We start from the raw sequence: 26,292 nt of genomic DNA on the forward strand, positions 1-26,292 counted from the left end.
ACGATGTTCCTAGGTGTCGACGGTGGCGGTACCAAAACCGCATTCTGCATGGTCGACCGGTCCGGACAAGTCGTGGCGCGAGCGCAGGCGGCAAGTTCGTACTACTTCTCCCACGGCATCGAGCTTGTCGAACGTGTGCTCAAAGAAGGCGTCGAAGCTGTCTGCACAGCGGCTGATCTGGCCCCCGCCGACATCGAGTACGCCTTCTTCGGACTGCCCGGCTACGGGGAGGCGGCCCGCGATCTGCCCGTCCTGAACGCGACCCCACGAGCGGTGCTCGGGCACGACCGCTACGCCTGTGACAACGACATGGTCTGCGGCTGGGCGGGTTCGCTGGGCGCGGTCGACGGCATCAACGTCATCAGCGGCACCGGCTCGATGACCTACGGCGAGCGGCTGGGCCGAGGCGTGCGCATCGGTGGCTGGAGCGAGATGTTCGGCGACGAGGGATCGGCGCACTGGATCGCGATCCGGGGCCTCAACGCCTTCTCGCGGATGGGCGACGGGCGGCTCCCCGAGGGCCCCCTGGCCGAGGTGCTGCGGCGCCACCTGCGTCTCGCGTCCGACCTCGACGTGATCGACGTCGTCCACAACCAGTGGCAGGGCGACCGGAGCCGGATCGCCGCGCTCAGCCGCTCGGTGGCCGACGCTGCCGCTCTGGGCGACGCGGTCGCCACGGAGATCCTCACCGACGCGGGCCGGGAACTCGCCCTGCTCGTCGACGTCACCCGCGAGCGGCTGGAGTTCGGCCCGGACGAGACCGTACCGGTCTCCTACTCCGGCGGCACCTTCGGCGCCCACATGGTTCTGGAGGCGTTCACCTCCGGACTGAGAAATCGTCCTACCCACTACGAGCTGCGACACCCTCTCTACGAGCCTGTCGTAGGTGCTGCTCTGTACGCGGCAAAACTCGCTGGAACCGCGCTCGACCAGCCCGCGCTCGACGCGCTGCGGCTGGCCTCCAGGACCCCTGCCTCAGGAGAGGACGACCGATGAACAGAGGTACGAAGAGCTGGATCGTGTACGCGTCGCTACTGGTCCTGTTCTGGGGTGTGTGGGGTGCCTTCTCCAGCGAGCCGAACAGCAGGTACGGCTATCCCAACGAGATGATCTACATCATCTGGGCCTGCACGATGCTCATCCCCGCGTACTTCGCGATGCGCGGCAACACGTTCGACCGCCGGCCGATCGCCGCGGGGTACGGTTTGATCGCGGGACTGACCGGCGCCGGCGGACAGCTGCTGCTGTTCCACGCGCTCGCCAACGGCCCGGCGTACCTGATCTTCCCCCTGGTCTCGCTCTCCCCGGTGATCACCGTCCTCATGGCGATGGCGCTGCTGCGTGAACGGATCAACCGGCTCGCCCTCATAGGTGTCGTCGCGGCGCTGGCGGCGATCGTGCTGTTCAGCATTCCCAGCAGCAAGGACGACTCGAACTCACACGGCCCGTGGCTGCTGATGGCCATCGTGATCTGCGTCGCCTGGGGCGTGCAGGCGTTCTGCATGCGCAAGGCCGCTGTGGTCGGGGTCAACGACGCGACGACCTTCGGCTGGATGACCATCAGCGGACTGCTGCTGGTGCCGGTGGCGTTCGTGATGATGGGCGATTTCCCGTCCGACGCCCCGTGGCAGGCGCCCGCGCTCACCGCGGTGACGCAGGTCCTCAACGCGGTCGGCGCGCTGTTCCTGGTCATGGCGTTCAGCCGGGGCAAGGCCACGGTGGTCGCCCCCGTCACCAACGCACTGGCGCCGGTGCTGACCATCGTGCTGTCCCTGGCGGTCTACCAGAGGCTCCCCAATGTGTGGGGCACCCTCGGCATCGTGCTGGCCCTCGCCGGCTCCACCCTCATGGTCTACAGCGACGAGAAGAGCGGCGAGAGTGCCGTGGCCCCGGGGGCCGCGGACGGCGGCGCGCACGTGAGTCCGGCCCCGCAGAAGTCCTGATCGCCCGTATATCCGTACCGGCCGAACCACGTATCCGTAGCGGCCGAACCACATGGTGGTACCGGCCGAACCACATGGCGGTACGGGCCGACACCGGCCCGTACCCACCGAACCGACATGAAAGCGAGGGGACACCCTCATGCCCCTGGTTCCCACGCGCGAACTCGTCTCGCAGGCCGCCGCCGCGGGCCGGGCCGTCGCCGCCTTCAACGTGATCACGCTGGAGCACGCCGAGGCGATCACCACCGGCGCAGCCGCGGCGGGCGCCCCAGGGGTGATCCTGCAGATCAGCGAGAACGCCGTACGGTTCCACGGCGGCCGGGTCGAGCCGATCGCGCGGGCAGCGGCCGAGGTCGGCAAGGCCTGCGAAGTCGACATCGCACTCCACATGGACCATGTGACGGACATGCGGCTGCTGCGCACGGCGGCCGACGCGGGGTTCTCCTCCGCGATGTTCGACGCCGGGGCGCAGCCGTACGCCGAGAACCTCGCCGCCACCCGCGCCGCGGTCCAGTGGGCCCACGGTGCGGGCCTGTGGCTGGAGGCCGAACTCGGCTATGTGGGCGGCAAGCCCGACGCCCCCGCGAGCGCCCACGCGGCCGGGGTGCGCACCGACCCGCAGGAGGCGGCGCGCTATGTCGCGGACACCGGCGTGGACGCCCTGGCCGTCGCCGTCGGCAGCAGCCACGCCATGACCGAACGCTCCGCGACCCTGGATCACGCGCTCATCGAACGCCTGCGGGAGGCCGTCCCCGTACCTCTGGTGCTGCACGGTTCGTCGGGCGTCGGCGACGACGATCTGCGACAAGCCGTTCGAGCGGGCATCGCGAAGATCAACATCGGTACCGCTCTCAACGTCGCGTTCACCGGCGCGGTCCGCGAGGCGCTGGCGGAGCGCCCCGACCTGACCGACCCCCGCCCCTACATCGACAGGGGTCGGCAGACAATGGCGGAGACGGTCCGGGTCCTGCTCGGTGTGGTGAGTGGCTCAGCCGGGCCCGAAGCTTTCCCCGCACCCGAGGTCGCCCACCGAGCTGGTCCACAGTAGGCAGTGAGACGTCGTGGACCTCAGCGGCGCTTGGTGATCACACTTGCCGTACTGGAATCAGGTCCGCGGGCAGCTGATGGACAGCAGCCCGGCGACAGCCTGGACGAGGCTGGGGATGCGGGTGGTTGAGCACCGGAGCCTGCGGAGGAGCCGCCAGGCTTCGAAGGTGGCCATGGCTTGCTCCACGAGTGCGCGGATCTTCGCGTGGGACCGGTTGCCAGCCTTCTGACCGGTGGAACGGGTTACCCAGCGGCCCCAGTACGGGGTGCGGACGGTTCCGCCGGAACCCCGATATGCCTTGTCCGCCCAGCACTTGATGCCGGCCGCGGCAAGGGCGTCGACGATGCCGTGCTCGCGGGCCGCGCGGACATCGTGGACGGCGCCGGGCAGGGCCGGTGAGACCCACAGCAGCCGGCCGAAGGGATCCGTGAGGACCTGCAGGTTCATCCCGTGCTTCCCGGAGTAGAAGGGCCGGTCCGCGGCGATGCGGTCGATCGGCAGGAGTGAGCCGTCGAGGATCACGAACGCCTTCATCGACGCGACCCGGATCGCGTCGGCCAGAGTGGGCGCGAGACCTGCCATGAGCTCGACAGCCTCGGTGGCGTAAAGGTAAGCGGTCGTTGTTCCTATACCGAATCCGGCCGCGAGCTGGGCATACGTGTGTCCCATCCGCAGGTGGGCGAGTGCGAGCAGGGCCTGACGGCCGGCGTTCAGGCGCCTCCAGCGGGAGCCGATCGCCCGACGGCGCCGGCGCAGACGGGCGGACAGGAAACGCAGGACGGAACTGGACACCTCGACGCCCGACGGGTAAACAAGCATGCGAAGCCTCTGGTGCAGACGCTTCTCTTGGTCGAAAACCCATCTACCAGGGGCTTCGCCACGTTGTCAGCCCAACCGGCGTGCTTCTGCTACAAGTTGGAAAGGGCTCACGGTAGAGGTTGTCCCGTATGGGGGTTAACCCGTGAGGGCTGGCGGCGGCCACTGGAAATTCCCCACGTACGGCCAGATGTGGATCTAACCGTTTGTGATCATTCACAAGACTGGGGCCGTACTCGAAGGCTGGTGCGTGGTGGGCGAGTTCAGTAGACGTCAGCCCTATGCGGCCTGAGTGTGGTGGGGCGCGGGAGGTGTGCCGATGCCGGTGGTATCGGTGAGGTCCGCGCCGGTGAGGTTCGCGTCGGTGAGTGTGGCGCCCGTCAGGTTGGCGTTCTTCAGGCTGGCGTCGGCGAACGTCGTGTGGGAAAGGTTGCAGCCGGTGAGGTTGGCTCCGTCGAGGTTGGATCCGGCGAAGCAGAACCTGCTCAAGTCGCGGTCGACCAGCTCGGCGCCGCGCAGGTCGACCTTCTCCAGCTCGATGTTGTCTCCCGGCAGAATCATGCTGCGTCGGCTCAGCGCCGCAATGGCTCCGCCGACGTCGTCACGGAGCCCTCCGGTGTAGCGCGACCGTTCGGCATCCACCTCACCGGGCGGACGGGTCGGTGGCCAGGGGGCCCGTTGCCTGACGAAGGAGGCCAGGAGTGCGGCCACGTGGCCGCGGTAGTGCGGTGCCGCGTCGGCGATCTGCTCCATGGCATACACGCCGCCGTGCCGAACGGACACCTGCTCGCTCGACAGTTGCTCGATGGCCCGCGCGAACAGCTCGATGAACTGCCCCTCCCTGCTCGCGGATCTGCCGCAGCGTCATCACCGCACCCAGGCCGATGCCGCCCACCGCAATCAGGCCTGCCGCACCTTGCAGAAGCACCACGCGTACGTCGTTCACCGTTCTGAGCCGGTCGGCCGCCGATATCTGGAACCCGCCCTGGACGCCGACGTCGTGCCGCACGATCCACGCGGGCGCAAACACCACGCACCAGCCCAGCAGCACACCAAGCCCCACCGTGATCACCACTGCCAGCACCACAGTTCGCCGCATGCCCAGAGCATGAAGGCCGTACCCAGCTGCTGACAAGAACGGGGCCGACTGACAGTGCGCCGTATCGATCACACGTTGTGACACTCACCGCCAGATAGTTCCCCACTAATCTTGCCCTTTACCTTCGGACGTCACGCAGGGCAATCGATTGCTCGTCTGCGTCAGGCACATGGTTTGTCGCCGCCGGAACGGGCCGGATGTCGCACACGAGCCGTGTGCGACGGGGGTTCAGAAGGTACCGACATGAGTTCTGGCACCTCTTCGAGTGTCCGGTCAGCAACGAGACGAGACGAGTCGTATTGCATCACTCCGGAGGTATGCGTCATGATGACGACACAACATGACGAGACGGCTCGTCTCGTCATCGAGTCGTGGATGTGGAGAACGGTTCCATGAATCAGCGGTTTGTCCAGGTTGACCCGGCGGTGCGGCTGTGGTCCGAGGTGCGCGGCGACCCCCGGGATTCCACCCTGTTGCTGATCATGGGGGCCGGGGCGTCCGGGCTGGGCTGGCCGGAGGGACTGGTTGATGCGTTGGCCGTGCGCCACCGCGTCATCCGCTACGACCACCGGGACACCGGCCGCTCCAGCTTCAGTTTCGACACGCACCCGTACCGCATCGTCGACCTCGCCTCGGACGCGCTCGCCGTCCTCGACGCGTACGAAGTGGAGCGGGCGCACATCGTCGGCCACTCCCTGGGCGGCATGCTCACCCAACTGCTGATCGCCGATCACCCCGAACGACTGCTCAGCGCGACAGTGATGGGCACCGGCGCTCTCAGCAGCACCCCACTGGCGCACCTGGACGGCTCCCGAACTCCCGTAGACCAACTCCCGTCCATCGACGCACGGGTGCTCGAATTTTGGTCCCGACCCCACGAGGACCGCGGCCTGGAGGGCGAACTGGACCACCGCGTGGAGCACTGGCGGCTGCTCAACGGCGATCAGATCCCCTTCGACTCCGAGGAGTTCCGGGCCTCGGAGCGCCGCATCATCGAGCACGCCGGGCGCTACGAGGCGCCCATGACCCACGGGCGCGCGGACCACTCCAGCATGGACCGCACCGAGGAACTCGCGCGCACCGAGGTGCCGACCCTGGTTATCTCCGCCCCGGCCGAGCCCGTCTTCCCACCGCCGCACCCCGAACATCTCGCCCAAGTGATCGCCGGGGCACGGCTGGTGGAGGTACCGGGCATGGGGCACGCCCTGCCCCGCGCCGTCCACGCACCCCTGGCCGCGGCCGTTCTCGACCACACCCTGGCCACGGACGCCGGCGCCCGACCCGAGGCGGGGACGTAACCTCGATCTGCGGGTCGGCCAAGCGCGGCACCGGGCGAGGAAGGCCTGGAAGTGGCGCTTGCCTTCGGCGCACTCGCGTTCGTGAAACCGGCGGGACTCATCGCAGTATCGGAGGCTGAACAAGGCGGAGATGCAGAAGACGCGTTGAAGTGGGCGCTTGTAGCGCCGCGGCCGGCGAAGATTGCCGCTGATCTTGCCGGAGTCGCGGGGAACAGGTGCGACGCCGCCGAAGCCGGCGAAACGGTCTGCGGTCCGTTCACACCTTGGCGCACGCCCCGCCCCCTTCCCCGCGTGTCCCCCACGCATCATGGGCAAAGTACCGAACTACTGTTCGCCGTAACGCCGGGGCAGGCTTTCAACGCTGATCGAACCGAGCCCCTTCTCATCAGCAAGCACAGCCGAGGAAACGGAACACGGTGACAGGCACCCAGGAACCAGCTCGCCCCGGCCGGCTAGCAGCCGACCACACCACCCTCAACGGCATCCTGGTGGTCACCCTGAGCGGCGAGATCGACCACACCGTCAAAGACCAGTTCAGTAACGCCCTGCTCTCCCGTGACGGTGCGGCGCCCTTGCGGATCGTGGCAGACCTCAGCGAGGTGACCTTCATGGACTCCAGCGGCATCAACATCCTCCTCACCACCCACCAGAAGGCCGTCAGCAAGCAGGGATGGCTGCGCATCGCCGGCGCCCAACAAGCCGTCCAACGCGTCCTGCACATCGTCGGCGTGGACCAGTTCATCGGCTGCCACCCCACCCTCGAACAAGCCCTGACCAGGTGACGAAGGCGCGGGACAACTCACCGCACCGACAGTGCCGCGTACCGCCGGTAGAGAGGAAAAAACGTCCCCCGGTCACAACGGCGCGCTGCCCTGCCGCGCTCACACGCCGGGTCCCAACGTGGCTTTCTGCCGAGCGTCCTACCGATCCCACCGACTGCCATCACCCCCACGGGTAACACCGCGCCATGCCGGCAAGATGCCCGGCGAAGGCCCGGGTACATGCGCCACATGCGCCCGTGTCCCCGGCACTCCGACTGAAGCGTAAAACCAGGCCGGCAGCTCGGTCTCTTCGTCCGGCACCGCTGAAATGACCTGCCCAAACGTCAGGCGACGTGCACTCGACAGATCGGTCACGGACAGGTTGGCCTTCGTGAGCGTCGCCCCGCGCAGGTTGGCCCCCGTGAACGTCGCCCGGCGTAGGTCGGCCTTCGTGAGCGTCGCCTCGCGCAGGTTGGCCTCCGTGAACGCCGCACCGACCAGGTCGGTCTCCATGAACGTCGCATCGCGCAGGTTGGCCCCCGTGAAGATCGCCTTGTGCAGGTTGGCCTCCGTGAACGCCGCCCCGCGCAGATAGGCCTCCGTGAACGTCGCGCCGACCAAGTTGGCCCCCGTGAACGTCGCTCTGGGCAGGTGGGCCTCCGTGAAGGTCGCCTTGTACAGGTGGGCCCCTGTGAACGTCGCCTTGTACAGGCGGGCTTCCGTGAAGGTCGCCTTGTACAGGTAGGCCCCTGTGAAGGTCGCCCCGGACAGGTCCGCTCCCGTGAGGTCGGCTTCGTTAAGTTGGACGCCGGCCAGGTGGAGGCCGTTGAGGTCGAGGCGTTCACGGCGGTCGACATGGGTGCGGGACTCGCGGCGGGTGAGAGCTGTAAGCGCGGCCTGTACATCGGCAGCCGGCTTGGGGGGCAGCGGGTCGGCGTGCGGACCGCGGTGGGGATCGTCAGGGTCGGGCGGGGGGACGGCGTGAGGGGCCCGGTGGCGGATGAAGTGTCCGAGGACGTGAGCGGCGTCGGTGGCGGCCTGTTCAGGAGCGTCCTGCACGATCTGTTCGAGGGCGAGGATGCCGCCGATGCGGACGTAGATCTCGCCGGAGCCGAGGCGTTCGAGGGCTTTGGTGAAGCGGTCGGTGATCTGCCCGCGGCGGGTGAGGCGGTAGGTGCGGGCGGTGTAGAGCAGAGCGATGCCGGCCCCGAGGGCGGCCGTGAACGCGACCACGGCGGTACGCAGGCCGGTCACGAGGGCCGCCGACCCCTTCCTCGCCTCAGCCTTGTCGATGGGGTCGGGGCCAATGACGTAGGGACCCCACCAGATCAGCCAGGGCAGCACCATGAACAGCACGAAGGCTCCGGCCACCATCAGAGCAGTCGTTGCCCATCGCCGGTTGCGTGCCTTCTGCCGGACCCGCAACCGACACTGATCCAGCTCGGTCATGGCCTCCCATGCGGCCTGACGCTGCAGACGGCGCTCTCGCTGCTCCTGGAGGACGCGCAGGGGGTGGAGTGTTCTCATGCCCTATATATATGCCGGTCGGACAGCATGCAATTGCAACCGAACATCCGACGGACCAAGCCGCGAGCAGCGAGCTGCTGAATTGAATTCGTCGAGCCGGTCACGGAACTGTTCCTGTGCTTCGTCGAAGCCGTCCCGAGCCTGCGGTTTCGTCTGGCCGCCGACGACACCGAACTCACTGCCCTCCACGACATCGCCGACGGTTGTTCGCTGGCGACCGTGACGTAGGAACCTGTCGTGTAGCTCTGGCCGTGAGGCGCCGAGTGGTGCGTCTCGTGCAGTGGGAAGGCGAGGCGTCTGCCCCGCGCGTTGGTTGGTCAACCGCTGGAACCGCCGAAGAAGCCACTGTCGTCTCCGCCGTTGCCGCCTCCGTTGGCTCCGTTCGCTCCAGTCATGGGTCAGGATCCGCCGATGGTTGGAGAGCAATGCCGCTGCCAGTGCGCAAGCACTCAACTCCCCGGCCGCCGACGCGGACATCCAGCATCTGAACGACTCACTCGACTTCCGCATACCCCACGGTCGGGTGATCTGGGACTGACCGGCATTCGTTGCCGTTCGGAGTAAGCCGCTCATGCAGCGACGCTCGTTGTTGGCCTTGGCTTCGCCGCGTTGGGAAACACTGGCCGCCGGGTGAGCCGACGAGTCATGAGCGTGACGGTGAGGGTGAGCATCGCTTCGGAGTGCTCGGGCCGGGTTTCGTAGTCGCGCACGTTCCGGCGGGCGTGAAGCCACCACGCCAGCGATCTCTCCACCACCCACGGACCCTTACACGGTCCGGAAGGGGGACAGTCCTGCGGCAGCTCCCGACGGTCATCGGTCTCCGGTGTCCGGCCGTTTTCAGGTGGTGCGGATCGGCGCCGGGTTCTCGGGGAGTTGCCAGCTGCCGCCGCGGTCCTCCTTCGAAAAGCGCGCGGCGAGATCGGGGACGTGCAGGAAGCAGGCCAGTGCGGTGGCGGCTTGGAAGGCGTCGATCGCACGCTGGGTCATCGGCATGCCCAGGCGTAGGAGACGCGGATTCACCTGGCCGTGGATCTCGTCGACGAAGGGCCGCAGCACGCTGTCGTAGTTCGCCAGTGCGGTCGGCAGGTCGCCCGGGTGCCGGTTGATCTGGCCGGCCAGGACGTGGGCGCCCACCAGGCCCCCGGAGATGCCCATGCCGCTGTACGGGGAGGCACAGTGGGCTGCGTCGCCGGCAAGGACCACGCGGCCCTTGGACCAGGTGTCGGTTCGGACCTGGACGATCTCCTGGGAGTAGAAGAAGGGGCTCGTCCGCATGCCCTTGATGAAGCGCTCGGTCTGCCAGCCCGCGTCGCGGAACCTGCTCGCCCAGAACTCCTGCTGGCGCCCGACGGGTTCCCGGTGGATCGCCGAGGCTTCCTCGGACTCCTCCCGCATCACGAAGTACACCTGCGTCTCGGTCGGGTTGTGGCTGCGGCGCATGATCTGACGGCCACCCGGCACCATGTAGGTGTCCCGGATGTTGCTGTCGGACGCGATGCGAGGGATGAACCAGTAGGCCATGTGGATGCCGACCCGCCAGTACGGGTCGCAGCCTGCGGGGAGGATCGCCCGCCGGATGCGCGATCCCTGCCCGTCCGCGCCGACCAGGAGGTCGAACTCGCCGGAGGACCCGTCGGAGAAGTGCGCGATGACCTTCTGTTCGTCCTGCTCGAAGCCGTCCACGCTCACGCCGAAGACGTACTCGGTGTCGTCCTTCGACGCGTCGTGCAGGATGCGTACCAGGTCACCGCGCATGATCTCGTACTCGGAGGTGAGGGTCTGCCGGCCCCGGCCGGAGGTGTTGGCCATGAGCGTCGCCTTGGCCCTGCCGCGAGCGTCGACGAACGCGACACCCGCCTCGTCCACCAACTTGCCGCGGACGGCGTCAAGAAGCCCCATCCGTTCGACGGCCTCGATGCCCTGTCCCCTGAGGTCGACCTGTGCCCCGGCGGCCCGCAGCACCGGAAAGCGTTCGACGACAGTCACCCTGTGGCCGCCCCGCGTGAGCCAGAAAGCCAGCGCCTGGCCCGCTATCCCGCCGCCGGCAACAAGGACCCGCAGGGGGCGCGCCCCCGATCTGTCGGCCATGCCCATCACCCCAAAAATCTATCAGTGAATGATTCCTTTTTCAGGGTCATCTATCAGTGATAGATTTGTCAACGTGACCAAGGTGAACCGTGAGATCGTCGTCTCCGAAGCGCTCGACCTGCTCGACGAGGTCGGGCTGGACACGGTCAGTACGCGGCGGCTGGCGAAGCGGTTGGGCGTCGAACAGCCGTCGCTCTACTGGTACTTCCGCACCAAGAAGGACCTCCTCGCCGCCATGGCGGAGGCGGCGATGGCACCGCATGCGGCCGCCCCGCTGCCGACGCCCGACGACGACTGGCGCGACTGGTTCCTGGACAACACGCGAAGCTTCCGGCGCACCCTGCTGATGCGCCGGGACGGCGCACGCCTCCACGCGGGCAGCACCCCGGCCAACGACCTCGACCGGATCCGTCGCAAGATGGACTTCCTGGTCAGCTCCGGAGTGCCCGAGCGGGACGCGCAGATGGCGATGCTGGCCGCCGGCCGTTTCACAGTCGGCAGTGTTCTGGAGGAACAGGCGGACGTCGGCTCCGGTGACGGCTCGGATCCGGCGGCGGACATGCCTGTGATCGACTACGAGTCGGCATTCGAGGCCGGCCTGACCCTCATCCTGGACGGCTTGGTGCACCGCACCGCAGTGCGGGCCGCGTCCCTGTCGTCAAGCGATGGCACCCTCAAGTGATCAACGCACCACCTACCGGGTCGGCCCGTGGACCTCCATGTCCTGGCAGACCTCCAGTACGACCCCGCGGAAAGTGGTCCGGTTCCGCGTGAGGCACTGCAACGTATGCCGAGCAGAATCGAGAGGGTGCGGGTGAGGCCATCCATCGGTGACCGCAAGTTGGACGCGGCCCTGGTTGTACGGACCGACTACGGACACGAGCCCATTTGGCGGGCCATAGTGACAGAACTGACGCAGCCGTGGGGTGAGGACGACGAGCGTGAGGCCCTCGTGCACATCGTCGACGATCCGGCCTGGTCCGATGCGACGGTGGAGGAGATACGGGCGGCGGCACAAACCGGGGACAGAACCGTCTTCATCGTCGACTCCACAGCCATTCGCCACTCGCACTTCGCCATGCTGGCGGTCGACCTCGACACCACCGAAGAGACCATCCCGGGGCAGGGTACGTTTCGCCTGGAACCCGCGGCAGTACAGGAAGTACACATGCAACGGTTCATCGACAACGTCAGCTTCACCGACTACATCGATCAAGCCGCACGCGACCCGGACAACATCGTGTGGTCTCCCTACTGACTCTTCAACCGCCAGCGGGCCTTGGCCTCCGATGATCCGCACCCGGTCACCCGGACCGTACTTTGAGGGAGCCGACGAGTATGTCGACGAGTTCCTCACCGCTGATGTTCCAGTCTCCGCAGCGAGATGCCCGCTCAGCTCCATGCCGGCTATTCCGTGCGCACTCGACAGCAGGAGCGCGCCGTACCCGCGGGCCTCGTCCTTGCCGACGACATCGGCGACCATGCCGAGGAGAAGGCCATGTGCCTCCGCCACCGCATCGAACAACGCGGCGGTGACGCTTTCCGGCGCGCGAAACATCAGTGCATACAGGTGAGGTCGTTCGCGTTCGGCCTTGATGAGCGCCGGCAGGGGGTGCTTGAGCCTGGTGACCGACGCGATCCGGGGATCGTCTTTTGGCCGCCTGTCAGGAGACGTGGCTCCGCGCCGCCCTTGCGCGGCTGGGCTGTCAGCGGTACTGCCGTGACCCGACAGCGGTGTCCGTCCCCCTGGGTCACGTGTTTCCGTCCCTGTGGGAGGGACAGCATGGCAGACGTGGTCTGCCGTAGCGTGTGGTCGTGACGGACCATTCGTATGACGCGGCCGACATCGAGGTGATCGGGTTCGATGTGGCCGTCCGTAAACGGCCGGGTATGTACTTCGGGGTGGGACCTGCAAGCCCGAAGCTGCCAGCCAACCTGCTGTGCGCGGTGGGGCGCCATGTGCTTCATCCAGCGACAGGCGTTGCCGGGGACCACACACTGCGTGGTCTCCTCGCGATCACCAGCGACAACAGCTTCACGATATCCATGGACCAGCCTCATGCCTGGACAGGCCCCGATGCTCCGGTTCTCGGATACTTCGGCTCCCTCCTCGGGCCTGAGTGGTGGTTATTGGCCGCTGCTGCCACGCTGTCCGAGCGGATGGCTGTTGAGATGTGGTGCGCAGGGCGCGGGTTGCGCCAAGTCCACACCGGCATCCGGCCTCTCACCGCTCCCCGAGCGTTTCATTCACCGCAAGGCAGCGGCACGAGCGTAAGTATCACCTTCGACCCGGCGTATGTCGGGCCGCACTTCGTTCTTCCCGCGGAACTTGAGGACCTCGATCTCCACGGTCCGCACTGCGCGGAGCCAGCAGGCTCCGGCCACGTCCTGTTCAGGGACGTCCGCGGGGGGCGGGCAGTACGGGAAGTCTTGCACCGCTGACTCACCCGTCTGATCAGAGACGTCCCTCAAGGAGATCCCAACCCCCGATCTAGACAGACGGAGACCGAGTGCCGCGTATCGGCTGGAGCTTGGAGCAACGCGCCATGATTCAGGGGACTGGTCGATCTTCTGCGCGACGTTGGGCACTTGCTTGGACATCGGGCAGGTCGACGCCGACGGGCCCGACCGTTCTGAACGCGAGCGGCGCCCGCCCCTCGCCCGGGCCGCGCACAATGCCTCCGCCACCCCGGCCGGACTTCTCATACCGGCCTGGCGGCTTCATGTCATCGAGGAGCTTCGCCGGCTGCCTGGCATGACACGAGCAGGTCGGGCCGATGCGGGGCGGATGCCTCATGCGCCTGGGCATGCGGGCGGCCAAAAGTGATCTCACGCCCGGCAAGCGGGCGAAGAAGAACCGAGATCACTGGAGCAACTCATGCCGCAGGCAAAGGAATTGAACATCACCGAGGCGGACTTCGACGACCTCATCGCCCGGGTGGCCGAGGAAGGTGGTGACCCTCAAGTCGTCGAGACGATCAAGTCCGCGTTCCTCGGCGACGCACGTCTGGCCGAGGTGGATGTACAGGGTGCGACACGCCGACTCATCATCTACGCGCTGCGTTACGGGGGCCGCGGGCTGGTCTGGCTGCTGAAGTTCTTCAGCGCGGATGCCGCCCAGTACGTGGAGCGGGTGCGGGTCGAACTCGCCGCCTATCTGGAGCGCCACCGGGTCTGGGTCGTCGGCCAGCTCACGACCTTCCTCGTCGTGACGTGCGGTGTGCCGCGTCCCCAGGCCGCGAAGATCGCCGCAAAGCTCGTGGATCTGGTCTGACGTACGACTCCCACCGGTGCGGGGACGGCGCCCGCCACCCCGCACCGGTCACCGCCGGAGGGCAGGCGCGGCCCCGGCGCCCGGTCGCCGGGGCCGCGCCTCCTCGTGTCCCTTTCCCGTGCCGGACCGTTCACAGAATGTGAGTCAGCCATGAAGTACCTCATCTCTCTGTTCCTCGCCCCGTGTCTCGTCCTCGCGGCCGTCTGTCCCTCGCACGCTTCGGGGACCGCTGAACCGGTTGCCATCTGCGGACAGATGCCGAGAGGGACCGGCTACACCCTCAAGTACTCGGGAAACGACCAGAAGGTCTGTTGCAACGAAGGGAAGAAGAGGGGCTACAAGGACTACTACTGCAAGAAAAGCGCCGGACGCTTCGATCCTGGATCCTTCGATTTCCTCGACCCCAGGAGCACGTGGCTGCTTTACGCAAAGCCCTGAGCCGTGACGGATACCAACCCTGTGCGCAGTGACCATGCGCTGCGCACGGCCGCCGCCGTTGCTCTGCTGCTGGTGCTGCTCCTGGCCTGCTGGTCGGCGGCACTCGCGGCCGCCGACGACGCCTGGGTGGCTTTGCTCTATCCCGGCGCGCGCGTGATCACTGTCGCCTCCCGGTTCACAATCGGCATCTCGATGATCGTGCTCGGGGTGCTGCTCGTGGCACGTCCGGCCGCACGGCAGCTGGGGATGCTGCTGGTCACCGTGAGCACGATCTGGTTCCTGCCCACCCTCACCGCCGACCTGCTGGCCATCGGCGGACGGAACCCGTTCGAGGCAGCCGCCACCATGGGCGTGTCGGCGGTCGGCTTCGCCTGCCGCGCCCCGACCGTGCTGCTGCTGCCCATGCGGCTGATCCCGCTGCGCGCCTGCCCACTGCGCTGGATCCGCGCTGCACTCACCGTCTGGGTGATCGGCTACTACGCAGGTCACGGAGCACTGTGGCTACTTGCCTCTGCCGAGACCGAGCCCGCCATGGACCGGCCCGTCGGCAACCCGCTGTTCGACACCGCGCTCAGCCCTTCCGCTGTCGACCACGTCAACGCCTACCTGAACGCCGAAACCGGTGTGCTGGCCGCCGCGTCCGCGGCAGGCACCTTCGTCCTGGCCCTGGCCGCCGCTCGCACTCCGGGCTCCGGCCGCCGGATCCTGCTGCTCGTGGCTGTGCTGTATCCGCTGGGCGCGCATCTGCTACTGGCGGAACGGTGGAATTCGAACGTGCGGGCGGTGGCTGCGCTGTCGGCCGGTAGCGCCCTGTGGGCAACGGCCATCAGCATCGGCATCGCGGGCACCGGGGCCTGGCGCCTGGACCGCTCGGCCCGCCACCGCGTCGCTCAGGCCTGCGTCGTCATGGTGCTGACCGCCGCCGTCATCCTCGTGGCCACCGCCGCCTGGGCCGTTTTCCCGGCCCTTCGCACTTCCGGGACCTTCACCGCGGCCGTCGGCGCGCTGTGCCTGGGCCGGGTGCTGCCGCCGGCTGCGCGGCGGGCCACCGGGTGGGTCGAGCGTCTCTTCTACGGGCCGCGTGCGGGCGCCCACGAGGCGGCCCGCACCCTGGCCACCCGTCTGCAGCAGGCCCCGCACCCGGGCGACGTACCCGAGCAGATCTGTCGCAGCGCGGTGGAGGACATCGGGGTGGCGGGAGCGGCCGTGACAGTGGACCTCCGCTCGGGTCCTCGCCAACTCGCCGTGGCAGGCCGGCCGCCCGACGGCACCGGAACGGTGCAGGTCTTCCCGCTGCGTCACCATGGTCGAATCGTGGGCCGGCTGCAGGTCACCCGCGACGGCGCGAGCACACCCGCCGAGCGGGACAGTGGTCTGCTCACCCTGCTGACGGACCAGGCCGGGCCCGCCCTCGCCGCTCTTCAGCTCACCGAGGAAGCCCAGGCTGCCCGCGAGCGACTGGTGCTCACCCGCGAAGAGGAACGGCGGCGGCTGCGGCGCGAGATCCACGACGGCCTCGGCCCGCTGCTGGCCTCCGTACGCCTGCGCATCGACCTCGCCCAGGCCCGCCGCCCCACCGGTGACACCGGCGCCGACGAACTCCAGCTCGCCCTGGACGGACTGGGCGAAGCCCTTGTGGAGGTGCGGCGCATCACCGCCGGCCTGACCCCCGCAGCTCTCGTCGAACGTGGCCTCGCCGACGCCCTACGCGACCTCGCCCACCGCCTCGCCCATCCCGGACTCGACATCCGCCTCGACGCCCCTGCCCACCGGCTGGCCGGCCTGGCCCCGGCCGTGGAAACCGCCGCCTACCGCATCACCGCCGAAGCCCTCACCAACGCCGTACGCCATGCCGCCGCCCGCCGCATCCACATCACCCTCGCGGCCACCGAGGCCGGTGCTCTCACCGTCACCGTGACCGACGACGGCACCAGCCCCGCCGCGGGCGCACCCGCCGGAACCGGCCTCGCCTCGATGGCCGAACGCGCCGAAGAGATCGGTGGAAGCTGCACCGTCACCAGCACACCCACCGGAACCACCGTCAGCGCCCGCTTGCCCGCCCCACCCGGCACACCCGAGGAAAGAGACGACCACACGTGAGCACCCCGCCTCCGTGGCGGGTCCTCCTTGTCGAGGACCACCCGATCTTCCGCGAAGGACTGGCCGCCACCATCGGCCTCGACGCCGACTTCGAAGTCGTCGCCCAGGCCGCCACCGCCGACGAGGCCCTCATCCACGTACGCACGACCGGCTGCGACCTCGCCGTCATGGACCTCGGCCTGCCCGGCCGCTCCGGCATCGACGCCACCCGCGACCTCCAACGCACACATCCCGAGGTGAAGGTCCTCGTCATGACGATGTCCGAGGACGACGACAGCCTCCTCGCCGCGATGCGCGCCGGCGCCCGCGGCTACCTCCTCAAGGGAGCCGGCCGGGAGGAGATCCTGCGCGCCCTGCACACCATCGCCACCGGCGGGGCCGTCTTCAGCCCGCGCATGGCCGACCGCCTCGGCTGTCTGCTGGCCTCCTTCGGCACGACTGCGGCCAAGGAGGCCTTCCCCACCCTGACCCCGCGCGAGCGGGAAATCCTCAACCTGCTCGCCACCGGACTCACCTACCGGCAGATCGCGTGCAGCCTCTACCTGTCAGAAAAGACCGTCCGCAATCACGTCGGCTCGATCTTCAGCAAACTGCAAGTACGCGATCGCGCCGAAGCGATCCTCCGAGCCCGCGACGCAGGCCTGGGCACCTGAACCCCGCGAGGGGGGGGAGCCGCCCGGCCTGATCGGTGAACCGTCGCAGCAGCAACTGAGGGGGGAGGTGGTGCTTCCTGGGATGTCCGGGCATCCCAGCCCCAACTCTTCGGCGCCTCGGCGACCTTGCGGACGTCACTGCGTCCCTCGATGACGTAGACGACCAGAGTGGTCGCGTCCTGGCTGCCGAACTCGACCTGGATGCCGCCGGCGTGGAGGTAGGCGTACGCGATCTGGGCGGCGAACAGTTCGTCGGAGTGCTCCAGGGCAGCAATCCGTGCGAGTGCGTGCAGCAGTGCGTGCGACGCCCCGGTGGTGTGCGGCCCGGTGGACCAGGGTCCTCATGGCCTCGTATCGGTGACGGGCAACAGGCGATCCACCTCGTCGTCGACGCGACCACGAAGACGCCACCGGTGCCGGGCTTGAGCGCCGGCTCGGTCAGCTCCTGCTCGAAGGTGGTGAGGAGTTCCTCGGCGAGCCAGGAGGCCCGGGGCAACCGGCGGCACTGGGTGCAGTACTCGATCCGCACGCGGTGCGGCTGCCCGGCGGGGGGCGCGGGCGCGGTCGTGGGGGCGTGACGTAGTGGCTCGCTGTGACTGCCGTCAGCGTCTTCCCGGGTCACCCACTGCTTCAACCGTGCGATCGACGACGACCGTCGAACGGACCCACTCGTGCCGGAGACCGGACACCGGCGGCAAGGGGCGATCCGCCGTCGACGGACTGCTCGGGGAGCAGGGAGGACGGCGTACCGGCCGACGCTTCCATAGCAACCGTGGGTGATCACCGTCGGTCGGCCCGTGGGCCGAGCCAGGGGCACGACGGGCTCCCCGGGTTCCGCCACGAGCGCTGCACGGGTGTGTGCCGGGACGGGTGGCCGACCTGCGGAAACCGGCCTGGGGAAGCCGACCTATAGAAAGGGCATAGGGCTTCCTCAAGGGGCCGAATCTAGGATCCCGCGCAGCGCAGTCGTCAGCTGAAGAGGGGAAACTCGTATGTCTCCAAAGCCGATCAGTCGCAGGACCGCACTCCGATCGTCCTTGGGTGTGGCCGCCGCCGCAGGGCTCTCCGTCTCGGGAATGACGGTTGCGACATCCGCGGCAGCCGCGGAGCGAAGGATCGTGACGGAGTTCCCGGATGTTCCGGGCATGTACGGAAGCCGGCGTGCCAACGAACTCTGGTACCAGTTCGACGAGGTCACCATGTACAAGTCCGACCGAGAACTCACCGACGCGTACATCGCCCTCGGTGAACTCTTCGGCGGAGACCTGGAGCGCAGGGCGCTGGTGACGTGGCAGGAACTCAGCGCGGCTCCGGAATACCCGCACAACTACGCCGAGTTCGTCGCCCCCGCCAGGGAGGCGTTCGCAGTCCTGTCCCGGGCGCAGCTCGGTGTCTTCGACACGTACTACCGAAAGTGGGGGCCGGGGCTCGCCTCGGCGTTCGTCGACTTCGGCCAGGGCGTCCTCTTCGACCCGCGCAGGGCGGACGTCAGGTCCGAGGTGCACTCGATGAACGGCAACCCGCCCCGGGGCTATCACGTCTGGCACGCCTATATGCGCGCCATGATGCTGCTGGACGTCGACGCTCGGCGCTGGCGGTCGATCGCCAGGTACAACGCCCTCGCCTGGGCCGTCCAGACGGTGGCGAAGCCGAACCTGCGCACGGTCAACCCCGAGCTGCCGAAGGCCACCGTGGCAGGGCTGGCGGCCACCTGGTTGCCGCGCAGCCCCGCCCAGCTCGACGCGGAGTTCCAGTCGTTCCCCTACCCTCGGTAGAGCGGGTGCCCGGGTCCGCCTCGGGCACGGCGCGCGAGGCCGTCGAAGCGCTCACGGCCGGCCCGGCGGACTTCCGCGGACCCGCCCGGCCCGGGACACCCGGCGCACACGTCGGGGGCCCGGGGTCAGCGACCCGCTGCCGTGACCGGGTGGAGTGCGAGAGGTGATGCCGCGTCCCTGAAGGCGAGTTCGCCGCTGAGCACCGCCTGGTGCGTGAGCATGAGCGAGCGGCCGGGCGAGACCCCGAGCTCCTCGTCGAGAAGACGGCGGGCACTGTGGAAGACGGCCAGCGCGTCGCCCTGTCGCTCGCTGCGGTACAACGCGGTCATCAGCTGGGCACGGAACCGTTCCCGCAACGGGTAGCGGGCCACCAGATCGGTCAGTTCCGACACGACCCCCGCGTGCTCCCCCAGTGCCAGGTCCGCGTCGATGCGGCACTCCAAGGCCGCCATCCGCGCCTCGTTCAGCCCGGGCTCGGCGGCTTCGCGCAGGAACGTGGTGACGTCGGCGAGCGCCGGCCCGCTCCACACGGCGAGGGCCGAGCGCAACCGCTCGGCGGCGGGCCCGTACCGCCCCGCCCGGAAGGCGTCCTGCCCGAGCCCGGCCAGCCGTTCGAACTCGTACAGGTCGACGGGGCTCTGCCCGGTGTGCAGCACATAGCCGGGGCGCCGGCGCACCAACTGGATCCCGGGGCCGAGCCGCCTGCGCAGCCGGGACACGTAGGTGCACAGCTGCGCGGTCACCGTCGCCGGGGCGTCGTCGCCCCACAGCAGCGCGATCAGCCGGCTGTCGGGCACGACCGAGCCGCGTCCCAGCACCAGCGTGGCCAGCAGCGCCCGCGGTTTGGTTCCTTCGAGTGCCGTCTCGTCGCCCCCGGCGCAGATGCGCACCGGACCGAGAACGCGGACCTGCATGATCTCCCCCAGACGTCGGTGAAGCGGTCCCGCCGGTTGTACGCGTGCCGGTACGGGCGGGTCAGTCGGTGCGCGAGAAGCGGCGCGCCGCCACGGTCAGCGCTCCCACGGCGAGCAGCGCGAGGAGTGCCAGTTCCAGGAGCACCGGCGGTGTCCATCCCCACCACTGGGGCCCCGCGTCCTCGCCGGCCCATGCCGTACCCCCGGGGATGACCCGCCGCAACGCGTCCACTCCGTAGGTGAGGGGGTTCACCAGGACCGCGGCGTTCAGCCACCCGGGCAGTTGGTGGACGGGGAACAGCGCGCCCGACAGGAACAGCAGCGGCATCGCGCACAGGCCCATCACGATGTCGAACGTCTCCGGCTTCTTGATGCAGACGGCTCCGAGGACGCCCAGCACGGTGAAGGAGAACGCGACCAGGACCAGGACCGCCAGCGCGAGAAGGAGGTGGAATCCGTACGGAACGCCCACCACACCCGCCATCAGGAGCATCGGCACCGCATAGGCGGCGCCCGACGTCGCGCCGCCCAGGCATATCCCGCCGAGCAGCGCCTCCCGTCGTACCGGGGCCACGAGCATCTGGCGCAGGAAGCCCGCCTGCCGGTCCCACACGATGAGCGCGCCCACGGTCATCGCCGGCCCCTGCACCACCATCAGCAGCACACCGGGAAAGAGATACGTCCGGAAGTCGCCGGAGCCCGGTCCGGCACTCGGACCCGCGCCGGGCTGGTCGAGCGCGGAGTTCAGACCCGAGCCCAGGATCAGCAGGAACAGCAGTGGCATGACGAGGCTGGTGGCGATCCGTACGCGGTTGCGTACGAACCGGAGCATCTCCCGGCGCCACAGCACACGAAGGGTGCGCAGGTCCCTGACCACGGCGGCACGTCGGGGCGGTGCCGGCACCGCTACCGCGGGCCGCTGGGTCAGGTCGGGCAGCGCATCGGCACGAGTCATGGGCTGACTACCTCCTGGGGCCGGCCGTGAGAGTGGGGCCGAGGCCGCCGGTGTCCCGGATGGGGCGCCCGGTGTAGTGCAGGAAAACGTCGTCCAGAGTCGGCGGAGTGACCGTCACCGAGTGGATCGGCACCGTCAGTCCGGAGCACAGCCGCGGGACGAACGCGGCACCGTCCGCCACTCTGAACCGCAGACCGGCCGCGCTCGCCGTGGCGTCGAGGCCGAAGCGGGTACGGATCGCCTCCGCCGCGGCCGTGTCGTCGCCGGTTCGGATCTCGACCAGGTCGGAGGCGATCACCGCTTTGAGGAGCGCGGGGGTGTCCTCCACCAGGAGTTTTCCGTTGTCCATGATGGCCAGCCGGCCGCAGTGCTCGGCCTCCGCGAGGTGATGGGTGGTCAGGAAGATGGTGACGCCGTCCTCGCGGGGCAGCCGGAGCAGGTACTCCCAGATCGCTCCGCGGGTCTGCGGGTCGAGACCGGTGGTCGGCTCGTCCAGGAACAGCACCCGCGGGGAGTGCAGCAGGCCCCGGGCGATCTCCAGGCGCCGCTGCATGCCTCCGGAAAGCGTGCGCACCACGGCATTCCTGCGGTCGGCCAGATCCACCAGTTCGAGCAGGTGCCCGATCCTGTCCCGGGCCGTGCGGCGCGGCATATCGAAGAGGTCCGCCTGGAACCTCAGGTTCTCCTCGACGGTCAGCTCCCGGTCGAGGGTGGTCTCCTGGAACACCAGACCGATACTGCGCCGCACTGCGGCGGGTTCCCGGACGATGTCGTGCCCGGCCACCTCGGCCCGGCCCGAGGTCGGCCGCGACAGGGTGCACAGCATGCTGATCGTGGTGCTCTTGCCCGCTCCGTTGGGGCCCAGGAATCCGAAGATCTCCCCGGCCGGAACGGCGAGGTCGAGACCCGCCACGGCCTCGATGTCACCGTACGCCTTGCGCAGGCCCTCGGTCCTGATGACGGCCCCGTTGTCGGAGGGCGTCACCGGGGAAGCCCTCGTACGGGACGTCGCACACTCATCAGCGTGTGGTAGAGCCGGACGTCGTCGCTCTCGCCCACCGGCTTTCCGCCCACTTCCACCCAGGCGTGCGCGATGAACGGCTGGGTGCGCACCCCCGTGCACCAGTCGGGCCGCACCCCGCGCAACTGGCACAGCAGCACCGTGGCCACCGAGCGCTGGAGGCAGCCCTGCCCCGCGCAGCGGGAGCTGACCGTGACCACCGCCGCCCGTGCCGCCAGCGCCTGTTCCTCCGTGGCGGGGCGGGTACCCGCCCCCGTCACCTCCAGGAACCTGCGGAGTCGGCGCGGCGGCAGTCTGATCAGCAGGCGGGCCGTGCCCGCGGCGGCGCGTGCGGTGAGGTGACGGTGCCAGGTCAGTTGGGTGGAGTCCCCGGAGGCGACCGACATGCTCATGGGGTCACCACCAGATGTGCCGACCTCAGAGCGCCGACCAGGGTCCGGACATCGGCCAGGGCGACGTCGGCGGTCAGGGGAGCGCTGTTCGCGAGGCGGGCGGCGGCCTGCTCGGGCGACAGTCCCTCCAGCAGCAGCCGCAGCGTGGCCGCGCCGGTCCGGTTGAGCTGCCAGTAGCGGCCGTTGCGCTGATCGAGCAGGACCAGCCCGTCCTCGGTTTCGGCGGTGGAGACGTCGGGCGGCAGGGATAGGGTCACTGCGATTCTCCTGCGGGGAGTGGGTGCTGGGCCCGGTGGGCGTCGAGGGCGCGGAGCCACCCCTCCACGGCGAGGGTGGGCTCGAAGATGCCGAGCTGTCGTGCCAGGGGGCCGGGGGTGAGCAGCCGTGTGCGCAGCACCGCGGGGTCGACCAGGCCGCCGCGGGCGAGACGGGAGTCCTCGCAGAATTCGAGCAGCCTGCCCCGGTTCTGCCGCAGCCCGTCGTAGACCTCCGCGCTGAACTCGCCCTTGCTGCGGCGCTCCAGGACGTCGGAGGGAACCACACCGCGCATGGCCGTGGCGAGGAGGGGCTTGTAGCGTCCGCGCAGGACCCGGTCCTCGATCCGGACGCCGAGCGCGGCCTCCACGACCCGGTCGTCCAGGAACGGTGCTTCCCAGCCGACCCCGCTCCCGGACGGCAGCGAGTTCAGCTCCCGCAGAGCACTGCCGGTCAGGGCCACGCTGTCGAGCAACTGGTGGCGATCCCGGGCGGGATCGAGGGGCGGCGGATGGGAAGCGGCGGCCTCCCGCAGCAGTCGGCGTACGGTGCCGACCGCGTCCTCGGTCGCCCAGGGCGGCAGGTGTACGTCCGCGTTCCAGGAGAGCGGTGGCCCGGACGACCGGACCGGTGGGCCGCCGATCGAACGGGCCGCCGAGGCCAGCCACTGCGGGAAGGCGGACCGGTCGGCGAGTCCGCGCACCATCGGCAGCAGAGGCCAGCGGTTGCCGACCCGGATGCGGTGCAGCAGGGGAAGGCTGGTCAGCGGATGGCGGTGGAAGAGCGCCCACAGCTGCGTCGGCAACGTGCTGAACAGCTCGTCGCCGCCCACGCCCAGGAGGTGTGTCGTGGAACCCTCGGCCGCCATCCTCCGTGCCAGCGAGGCCATGTGGGCGTGGTTGCGGAACCAGGTGAGTGGTGCGTCCGCCCGGCCGAGGGCTGACACGTCCAGGTCGGTCGTGGCCGTGAACCAGGGGGCGCCCCGAGGCGTGGAGAGGTGTCGGGCGTCGGGCAGTTGCCGGGCGGCCCGCTCGGCCCAGACCCCGTCGTCGTTGCCGCCGTCCAGCGGTTCCCAGTGATGGGTGAGCAGATCCCCGCCGGCCTCGGCGGCGAGGAAGCAGAGACTGGTGGAGTCCATTCCGCCGGACAGGTCGGCGCTGATCACGCCCTCGTCCCCGATGCGGGCGGCGACGGAGTCGGCCAGCGCCTGCCGTACGGAGCGCGCGGCTTCGGCGAGCGGCTTGTCGGACGGTGGCGGTTCCCACCAGCGGATCGGCCGGCCGCCCTCCGGGCCCATGTCCAGCCAGGAGCCGAACGGCAGTTGCTCGACACCGGACCACACGGACCTGTTCCACAGGGGCCAGGGCGCCGCGGGCGTCAGCAGCCGCAGCGCCAGGGTGTCCTGGTCGACCTCCGCGTCGGAGAGTTCCGCGAGGGACCGGGAACGGTCGGATGCCACGACCTGGCCGCCGATCCTGGCATACGAGATCTGCCGCGCCGTGGAGAGCGAACCCTGGGCGCGGACCCGCCCGTCGAGTACGGCGAGGAAGTGGAAACTGCCCGGCAGCGTCCGGACGAGCACGTCCAGGTCGCGCAACGAGGTCGCGCGGGCCAGGGCGCGACGCGCGACGTCCGTGTCGACGCGGGAGCGTCCGACGATTGCGATCCGGCGGGGGCCGACCTCGACGAGCGTCATGTCGCTCTCCGGCCAACTGCCGATCAGCCAGGGGCGTCCCGAGTCGTACGTGATGATCCGGGAACCCACATGGTCCAGCACGCGGTCGGCGAGCGCGGCGCCGTCCTCGGTGTCCTCCAGGACTACAAAGCCCATGTCGCCTTCCCCGTTGTGACTGTCACGACCGGTGGTGCGAACGCGGAGGCCGCGAAGACCCGAAGGTCTCCGCGGCCGTTGGATCAGCCCCAGATCGGGGTGCTGGCGCTGAACAGGTCCGTGTTGCCGCCGAAGGGAAGACCCAGCGTGAGCTCGGAGAACTCACCGACCTCGACCAGGGTGGGGATCTCGTAGGTGTCCTGGATGTCCTGCTGCTCCATGTGAAGCCACCGTCCTCGGGTAAGGAATGAGGGAGGGAGACCCGCGGTGGCGGGCGTCCCTTGATCTCTTGGACGGCTTCACACTAGGTTTCCCAGGGTCCTGGGTTCATGGGACCGGGAGCCCATTCCGGCCCCAGAACAGGGGTCACGCGTCACGCTGCCGGAGCACGAGATAGCCGCCCAGGAGCGTCGCCGCGTTCCAGGCGAGCAGCACCAGGAGGCCGGTGCCGGGGCCCAGGACCGACTCGCCGTCGGGCACGACCTCGATCATGCGGGTGCCGGCCTGGTCGGGCAGGAACTGCGCCACGGGCTGCAGCGCCGAGACGTTGTTGAGCATCGGGGAGATGAAGAAGAAGAGCGGGATCATGATGATCAGCGACGAGACCGAACTGCGCAGTATCGCCGCGACGCCCATGGCGAACGAACAGACCAGCGTCATGTAGAGGCAGCCCCCGACCGTCGCGCGCAGCACCCCGTCGTCCGTGATCGTGGTGCCGTGCGGACCGAGTGCCGACTGGGCCAGGAAGAAGCTGGGGAACACCGTGACCGCCGAGACCGCGAAGGCCGCCAACGTGCCCGACAGCCACTTGGCGAGGTAGAGGACACCGCGTTGCGGCACCGCGGCCAGCGAGGCACGGATCGTGCCCGAGGTGTACTCACCGGTGACCAGCAGTACGCCGAAGGCGAGCAGGATGATCTGACCGAAACCCAGTCCGGTGAAGCCCGAGTAGACCGGGTCGAAGTTCCGCTGCTCCTGCGGGGGCATCCGGTCGAAACTGCCGCGGACGGCGAAGGCGAACGCCACGTTGGAGCCGACGGTGACGACGAATGTCGCCAGCAGCAGCCAGGGCGTCGACCGGACCGTGCGGGCCTTCGTCCACTCCGAACGCAGCACCGCACCGGACATGGCCGGACTCATGCGCCGCCCTCCGTTCCCTGTCGCCGGACCGGGACCTGGTCGGAGGCGCGGTATTCGACGGCGCCGGCGGTGAATTCCATGAACGCGTCCTCCAGCGAGGCCGACTGGGTGCTGACCTCGTGCACGGTGAGCCTGTGGGCCGAGATCAGTTCACCGATGACCGCGGCCTGCGCCCCGACCGCTTCCAGCGCTCCGTCCGGGCCGGTCAGTACCGGGATGCCCGCACGCGACAGGGTCTCCCGCATCCGTTCGGGCTCGGGTGTCCTGATCCGTACGAAACTGCGTGAGTTGGCCTCGATGAACCGGGTCACCGACGTGTCCGCGAGCAGCCGCCCGCGGCCGATGACGATCAGGTGTTCGGCCGTGAGGGCCATCTCGCTCATGAGATGGCTGGAGACGAACACGGTGCGTCCTTCGGCCGCCAGTTTCTTCATCAGGTCGCGGATCCACCGGACACCCTCCGGGTCCAGGCCGTTGACCGGTTCGTCGAGCAGCACGATCGCGGGGTCTCCCAGCAGTGCGGCGGCGATGCCGAGCCGTTGTCCCATCCCCAGGGAGAAGGTGCCGGCGCGTTGGTCGGCCACCCCTTCGAGGCCGGTGAGCCGCAGCACTTCGCTCACCCGTGACTCGGGGATGCGATTGCTCTGGGCCAGGTACCTCAGGTGGCCGCGGGCGGTGCGTCCGCCGTGGAAGGCTTTGGCATCCAGCAGTGCGCCGATCGTCCGGAGCGGCTCCTTCAGCCGACGGCAGGGTCGGCCGTCGACGAGGATCTCACCGGTGGTGGGCCGGTCAAGGCCCAGCGCCATCCGCATGGTGGTGGACTTGCCCGCCCCGTTGGGGCCCAGGAAGCCCGTCACCTGGCCGGGGCGCACCTCGAAGGAGAGACCGTCGACGACCGTGGCCCGTCCGAAGCGCTTTGTCACTTCTCTCGCGTGGATCACGCCTCCCACGCTTCCGCAGGGCA

The 26,292-nt window shown here is 69.0% G+C and carries 27 protein-coding genes and 3 pseudogenes; 14 read left to right on the forward strand and 16 right to left on the reverse strand.

Going from position 1 to position 26,292, the window contains the following annotated elements; all coding sequences use genetic code 11:
• Positions 1-3 precede the first annotated feature (3 nt).
• From OHS59_RS00320 to OHS59_RS00330, 3 genes are all read left to right on the forward strand, one after another.
• Positions 4-996, forward strand: a complete 993-nt coding sequence (locus tag OHS59_RS00320) for a BadF/BadG/BcrA/BcrD ATPase family protein (RefSeq protein ID WP_328491350.1) — start codon at positions 4-6, stop codon at positions 994-996.
• Complete coding sequence (locus OHS59_RS00325) at positions 993-1,943, forward strand: DMT family transporter (protein ID WP_328491351.1); 951 nt, start codon at positions 993-995, stop codon at positions 1,941-1,943. The genes OHS59_RS00320 and OHS59_RS00325 overlap by 4 nt, the downstream gene beginning before the upstream one ends.
• Positions 1,944-2,082: 139 nt before the next feature.
• A complete protein-coding gene (locus tag OHS59_RS00330; protein WP_328491352.1) occupies positions 2,083-2,991 on the forward strand; it encodes a class II fructose-bisphosphate aldolase in 909 nt (302 codons plus the stop codon).
• Between the two features lie 57 nt (positions 2,992-3,048).
• Here OHS59_RS00330 and OHS59_RS00335 read toward each other — a convergent pair whose 3' ends face one another.
• Together OHS59_RS00335 and OHS59_RS00340 are read right to left on the reverse strand one after the other, a co-directional pair.
• Complete coding sequence (locus OHS59_RS00335; RefSeq protein WP_328491353.1) at positions 3,049-3,810, reverse strand: transposase family protein; 762 nt, start codon at positions 3,808-3,810, stop codon at positions 3,049-3,051.
• A 276-nt stretch (positions 3,811-4,086) separates the two neighbouring features.
• Positions 4,087-4,560 carry a pentapeptide repeat-containing protein gene (locus tag OHS59_RS00340; RefSeq protein ID WP_328491354.1) on the reverse strand — a complete coding sequence of 158 codons (474 nt, stop codon included), beginning with the start codon at positions 4,558-4,560 and terminating at the stop codon, positions 4,087-4,089.
• Positions 4,561-4,612: 52 nt separating this feature from the next.
• Between OHS59_RS00340 and OHS59_RS00345 the strand changes: the two genes are divergently transcribed.
• Together OHS59_RS00345 and OHS59_RS00350 are read left to right on the forward strand one after the other, a co-directional pair.
• A complete protein-coding gene (locus OHS59_RS00345) occupies positions 4,613-4,939 on the forward strand; it encodes a hypothetical protein (protein ID WP_328491355.1) in 327 nt (108 codons plus the stop codon).
• Positions 4,940-5,298: 359 nt separating this feature from the next.
• Positions 5,299-6,204, forward strand: a complete 906-nt coding sequence (locus OHS59_RS00350) for an alpha/beta fold hydrolase (protein ID WP_328491356.1) — start codon at positions 5,299-5,301, stop codon at positions 6,202-6,204.
• A 24-nt stretch (positions 6,205-6,228) separates the two neighbouring features.
• Here the strand turns inward: OHS59_RS00350 and OHS59_RS00355 are convergent.
• Positions 6,229-6,456, reverse strand: a pseudogene (locus tag OHS59_RS00355) (transposase); the annotation flags it as partial.
• A gap of 164 nt (positions 6,457-6,620) precedes the next feature.
• Between OHS59_RS00355 and OHS59_RS00360 the strand changes: the two are divergent.
• Positions 6,621-6,986, forward strand: coding sequence for an STAS domain-containing protein (locus OHS59_RS00360; RefSeq protein ID WP_328491357.1), 366 nt, complete (start codon positions 6,621-6,623; stop codon positions 6,984-6,986).
• Positions 6,987-7,124: 138 nt separating this feature from the next.
• Here the strand turns inward: OHS59_RS00360 and OHS59_RS00365 are convergent, their stop codons facing one another.
• Positions 7,125-8,414 (reverse strand): pentapeptide repeat-containing protein, encoded by a 1,290-nt coding sequence (locus tag OHS59_RS00365; protein ID WP_328491358.1) that lies wholly within the window; start codon positions 8,412-8,414, stop codon positions 7,125-7,127.
• A 915-nt stretch (positions 8,415-9,329) separates the two neighbouring features.
• Positions 9,330-10,580: an FAD-dependent monooxygenase gene (locus tag OHS59_RS00375; RefSeq protein ID WP_328491359.1), complete on the reverse strand. Its 1,251-nt coding sequence runs from the start codon at positions 10,578-10,580 to the stop codon at positions 9,330-9,332.
• A gap of 73 nt (positions 10,581-10,653) precedes the next feature.
• Between OHS59_RS00375 and OHS59_RS00380 the strand changes: the two genes are divergently transcribed.
• Positions 10,654-11,262: a TetR/AcrR family transcriptional regulator C-terminal domain-containing protein gene (locus OHS59_RS00380; RefSeq protein WP_328491360.1), complete on the forward strand. Its 609-nt coding sequence runs from the start codon at positions 10,654-10,656 to the stop codon at positions 11,260-11,262.
• 105 nt (positions 11,263-11,367) lie between these two features.
• Positions 11,368-11,838 (forward strand): DUF6924 domain-containing protein, encoded by a 471-nt coding sequence (locus tag OHS59_RS00385; RefSeq protein ID WP_443061356.1) that lies wholly within the window; start codon positions 11,368-11,370, stop codon positions 11,836-11,838.
• Positions 11,839-11,964: 126 nt separating this feature from the next.
• On the opposite strand, the pseudogene OHS59_RS44415 reads toward OHS59_RS00385, so the two are convergent.
• A pseudogene (locus tag OHS59_RS44415) lies at positions 11,965-12,495 on the reverse strand (TetR-like C-terminal domain-containing protein); the annotation flags it as partial.
• On the opposite strand from OHS59_RS44415, the gene OHS59_RS00390 reads away from it, so the two are divergent.
• The 5 genes from OHS59_RS00390 (at position 12,396) to OHS59_RS00410 (ending at position 17,045) form a co-directional block, all read left to right on the forward strand.
• On the forward strand, positions 12,396-13,022 hold the full coding sequence (locus tag OHS59_RS00390; RefSeq protein ID WP_328491362.1) for a hypothetical protein: 627 nt from the start codon (positions 12,396-12,398) through the stop codon (positions 13,020-13,022). The pseudogene OHS59_RS44415 and the gene OHS59_RS00390 overlap by 100 nt on opposite strands.
• A gap of 436 nt (positions 13,023-13,458) precedes the next feature.
• Entirely contained in the window at positions 13,459-13,854 is a 396-nt protein-coding gene (locus OHS59_RS00395; protein ID WP_328491363.1) for a hypothetical protein, read from the forward strand.
• 150 nt (positions 13,855-14,004) lie between these two features.
• Positions 14,005-14,292 carry a hypothetical protein gene (locus tag OHS59_RS00400; protein WP_328491364.1) on the forward strand — a complete coding sequence of 96 codons (288 nt, stop codon included), beginning with the start codon at positions 14,005-14,007 and terminating at the stop codon, positions 14,290-14,292.
• 21 nt (positions 14,293-14,313) lie between these two features.
• Positions 14,314-16,392: an ATP-binding protein gene (locus OHS59_RS00405; RefSeq protein ID WP_328491365.1), complete on the forward strand. Its 2,079-nt coding sequence runs from the start codon at positions 14,314-14,316 to the stop codon at positions 16,390-16,392.
• Complete coding sequence (locus OHS59_RS00410; protein ID WP_328491366.1) at positions 16,389-17,045, forward strand: response regulator transcription factor; 657 nt, start codon at positions 16,389-16,391, stop codon at positions 17,043-17,045. Before OHS59_RS00405 ends, OHS59_RS00410 begins: the two co-directional genes overlap by 4 nt.
• Positions 17,046-17,439: 394 nt before the next feature.
• Here the strand turns inward: OHS59_RS00410 and OHS59_RS00415 are convergent.
• Positions 17,440-17,574 (reverse strand): annotated as a pseudogene (locus OHS59_RS00415) (SelT/SelW/SelH family protein); the annotation flags it as partial.
• Positions 17,575-18,163: 589 nt separating this feature from the next.
• Here OHS59_RS00415 and OHS59_RS00420 point away from each other — a divergent pair.
• Positions 18,164-18,820, forward strand: coding sequence for a hypothetical protein (locus OHS59_RS00420; RefSeq protein WP_328491367.1), 657 nt, complete (start codon positions 18,164-18,166; stop codon positions 18,818-18,820).
• Positions 18,821-18,945: 125 nt separating this feature from the next.
• Here the strand turns inward: OHS59_RS00420 and OHS59_RS00425 are convergent, their stop codons facing one another.
• The 9 genes from OHS59_RS00425 to OHS59_RS00465 form a co-directional block, all read right to left on the reverse strand.
• On the reverse strand, positions 18,946-19,734 hold the full coding sequence (locus OHS59_RS00425) for an AfsR/SARP family transcriptional regulator (RefSeq protein ID WP_328491368.1): 789 nt from the start codon (positions 19,732-19,734) through the stop codon (positions 18,946-18,948).
• A 61-nt stretch (positions 19,735-19,795) separates the two neighbouring features.
• Positions 19,796-20,689, reverse strand: coding sequence for an ABC transporter permease (locus tag OHS59_RS00430; protein WP_328491369.1), 894 nt, complete (start codon positions 20,687-20,689; stop codon positions 19,796-19,798).
• A 7-nt stretch (positions 20,690-20,696) separates the two neighbouring features.
• Positions 20,697-21,674 (reverse strand): ABC transporter ATP-binding protein, encoded by a 978-nt coding sequence (locus OHS59_RS00435; RefSeq protein WP_328491370.1) that lies wholly within the window; start codon positions 21,672-21,674, stop codon positions 20,697-20,699.
• On the reverse strand, positions 21,671-22,102 hold the full coding sequence (locus OHS59_RS00440) for a lasso peptide biosynthesis B2 protein (protein WP_328491371.1): 432 nt from the start codon (positions 22,100-22,102) through the stop codon (positions 21,671-21,673). The genes OHS59_RS00435 and OHS59_RS00440 overlap by 4 nt, the downstream gene beginning before the upstream one ends.
• A complete protein-coding gene (locus OHS59_RS00445) occupies positions 22,099-22,359 on the reverse strand; it encodes a lasso peptide biosynthesis PqqD family chaperone (RefSeq protein ID WP_328491372.1) in 261 nt (86 codons plus the stop codon). The genes OHS59_RS00440 and OHS59_RS00445 overlap by 4 nt, the downstream gene beginning before the upstream one ends.
• Positions 22,356-24,188: an asparagine synthase-related protein gene (locus tag OHS59_RS00450; RefSeq protein WP_328491373.1), complete on the reverse strand. Its 1,833-nt coding sequence runs from the start codon at positions 24,186-24,188 to the stop codon at positions 22,356-22,358. Before OHS59_RS00450 ends, OHS59_RS00445 begins: the two co-directional genes overlap by 4 nt.
• Before the next feature lie 83 nt (positions 24,189-24,271).
• Positions 24,272-24,409, reverse strand: a complete 138-nt coding sequence (locus OHS59_RS00455) for a lasso RiPP family leader peptide-containing protein (protein ID WP_107019216.1) — start codon at positions 24,407-24,409, stop codon at positions 24,272-24,274.
• 145 nt (positions 24,410-24,554) lie between these two features.
• Positions 24,555-25,328, reverse strand: a complete 774-nt coding sequence (locus OHS59_RS00460) for an ABC transporter permease subunit (RefSeq protein ID WP_328491374.1) — start codon at positions 25,326-25,328, stop codon at positions 24,555-24,557.
• A complete protein-coding gene (locus OHS59_RS00465) occupies positions 25,325-26,269 on the reverse strand; it encodes an ABC transporter ATP-binding protein (RefSeq protein ID WP_443061357.1) in 945 nt (314 codons plus the stop codon). The genes OHS59_RS00460 and OHS59_RS00465 overlap by 4 nt, the downstream gene beginning before the upstream one ends.
• Between the last annotated feature and the right edge of the window lie 23 nt (positions 26,270-26,292).

The organism is Streptomyces sp. NBC_00414 (genome assembly GCF_036038375.1).
GTDB lineage: Bacteria > Actinomycetota > Actinomycetes > Streptomycetales > Streptomycetaceae > Streptomyces.

Excerpts from the sequence above, each read along its gene's own strand:
- OHS59_RS00320 (WP_328491350.1), top strand. The coding sequence starts at position 4 with ATGTTCCTAGGTGTCGACGGTGGCGGTACCAAAACCGCATTCTGCATG.
- OHS59_RS00335 (WP_328491353.1), bottom strand. The coding sequence starts at position 3,810 with ATGCTTGTTTACCCGTCGGGCGTCGAGGTGTCCAGTTCCGTCCTGCGT.
- OHS59_RS00330 (WP_328491352.1), top strand. The coding sequence starts at position 2,083 with ATGCCCCTGGTTCCCACGCGCGAACTCGTCTCGCAGGCCGCCGCCGCG.
- OHS59_RS00375 (WP_328491359.1), bottom strand. The coding sequence starts at position 10,580 with ATGGCCGACAGATCGGGGGCGCGCCCCCTGCGGGTCCTTGTTGCCGGC.
- OHS59_RS00365 (WP_328491358.1), bottom strand. The coding sequence starts at position 8,414 with ATGACCGAGCTGGATCAGTGTCGGTTGCGGGTCCGGCAGAAGGCACGC.
- OHS59_RS00340 (WP_328491354.1), bottom strand. The coding sequence starts at position 4,560 with ATGGAGCAGATCGCCGACGCGGCACCGCACTACCGCGGCCACGTGGCC.
- OHS59_RS00460 (WP_328491374.1), bottom strand. The coding sequence starts at position 25,328 with ATGAGTCCGGCCATGTCCGGTGCGGTGCTGCGTTCGGAGTGGACGAAG.
- OHS59_RS00350 (WP_328491356.1), top strand. The coding sequence starts at position 5,299 with ATGAATCAGCGGTTTGTCCAGGTTGACCCGGCGGTGCGGCTGTGGTCC.
- OHS59_RS00425 (WP_328491368.1), bottom strand. The coding sequence starts at position 19,734 with ATGCAGGTCCGCGTTCTCGGTCCGGTGCGCATCTGCGCCGGGGGCGAC.
- OHS59_RS00400 (WP_328491364.1), top strand. The coding sequence starts at position 14,005 with ATGAAGTACCTCATCTCTCTGTTCCTCGCCCCGTGTCTCGTCCTCGCG.
- OHS59_RS00385 (WP_443061356.1), top strand. The coding sequence starts at position 11,368 with ATGCCGAGCAGAATCGAGAGGGTGCGGGTGAGGCCATCCATCGGTGAC.
- OHS59_RS00325 (WP_328491351.1), top strand. The coding sequence starts at position 993 with ATGAACAGAGGTACGAAGAGCTGGATCGTGTACGCGTCGCTACTGGTC.
- OHS59_RS00430 (WP_328491369.1), bottom strand. The coding sequence starts at position 20,689 with ATGACTCGTGCCGATGCGCTGCCCGACCTGACCCAGCGGCCCGCGGTA.
- OHS59_RS00455 (WP_107019216.1), bottom strand. The coding sequence starts at position 24,409 with ATGGAGCAGCAGGACATCCAGGACACCTACGAGATCCCCACCCTGGTC.
- OHS59_RS00450 (WP_328491373.1), bottom strand. The coding sequence starts at position 24,188 with ATGGGCTTTGTAGTCCTGGAGGACACCGAGGACGGCGCCGCGCTCGCC.
- OHS59_RS00440 (WP_328491371.1), bottom strand. The coding sequence starts at position 22,102 with ATGAGCATGTCGGTCGCCTCCGGGGACTCCACCCAACTGACCTGGCAC.
- OHS59_RS00395 (WP_328491363.1), top strand. The coding sequence starts at position 13,459 with ATGCCGCAGGCAAAGGAATTGAACATCACCGAGGCGGACTTCGACGAC.
- OHS59_RS00345 (WP_328491355.1), top strand. The coding sequence starts at position 4,613 with ATGGCCCGCGCGAACAGCTCGATGAACTGCCCCTCCCTGCTCGCGGAT.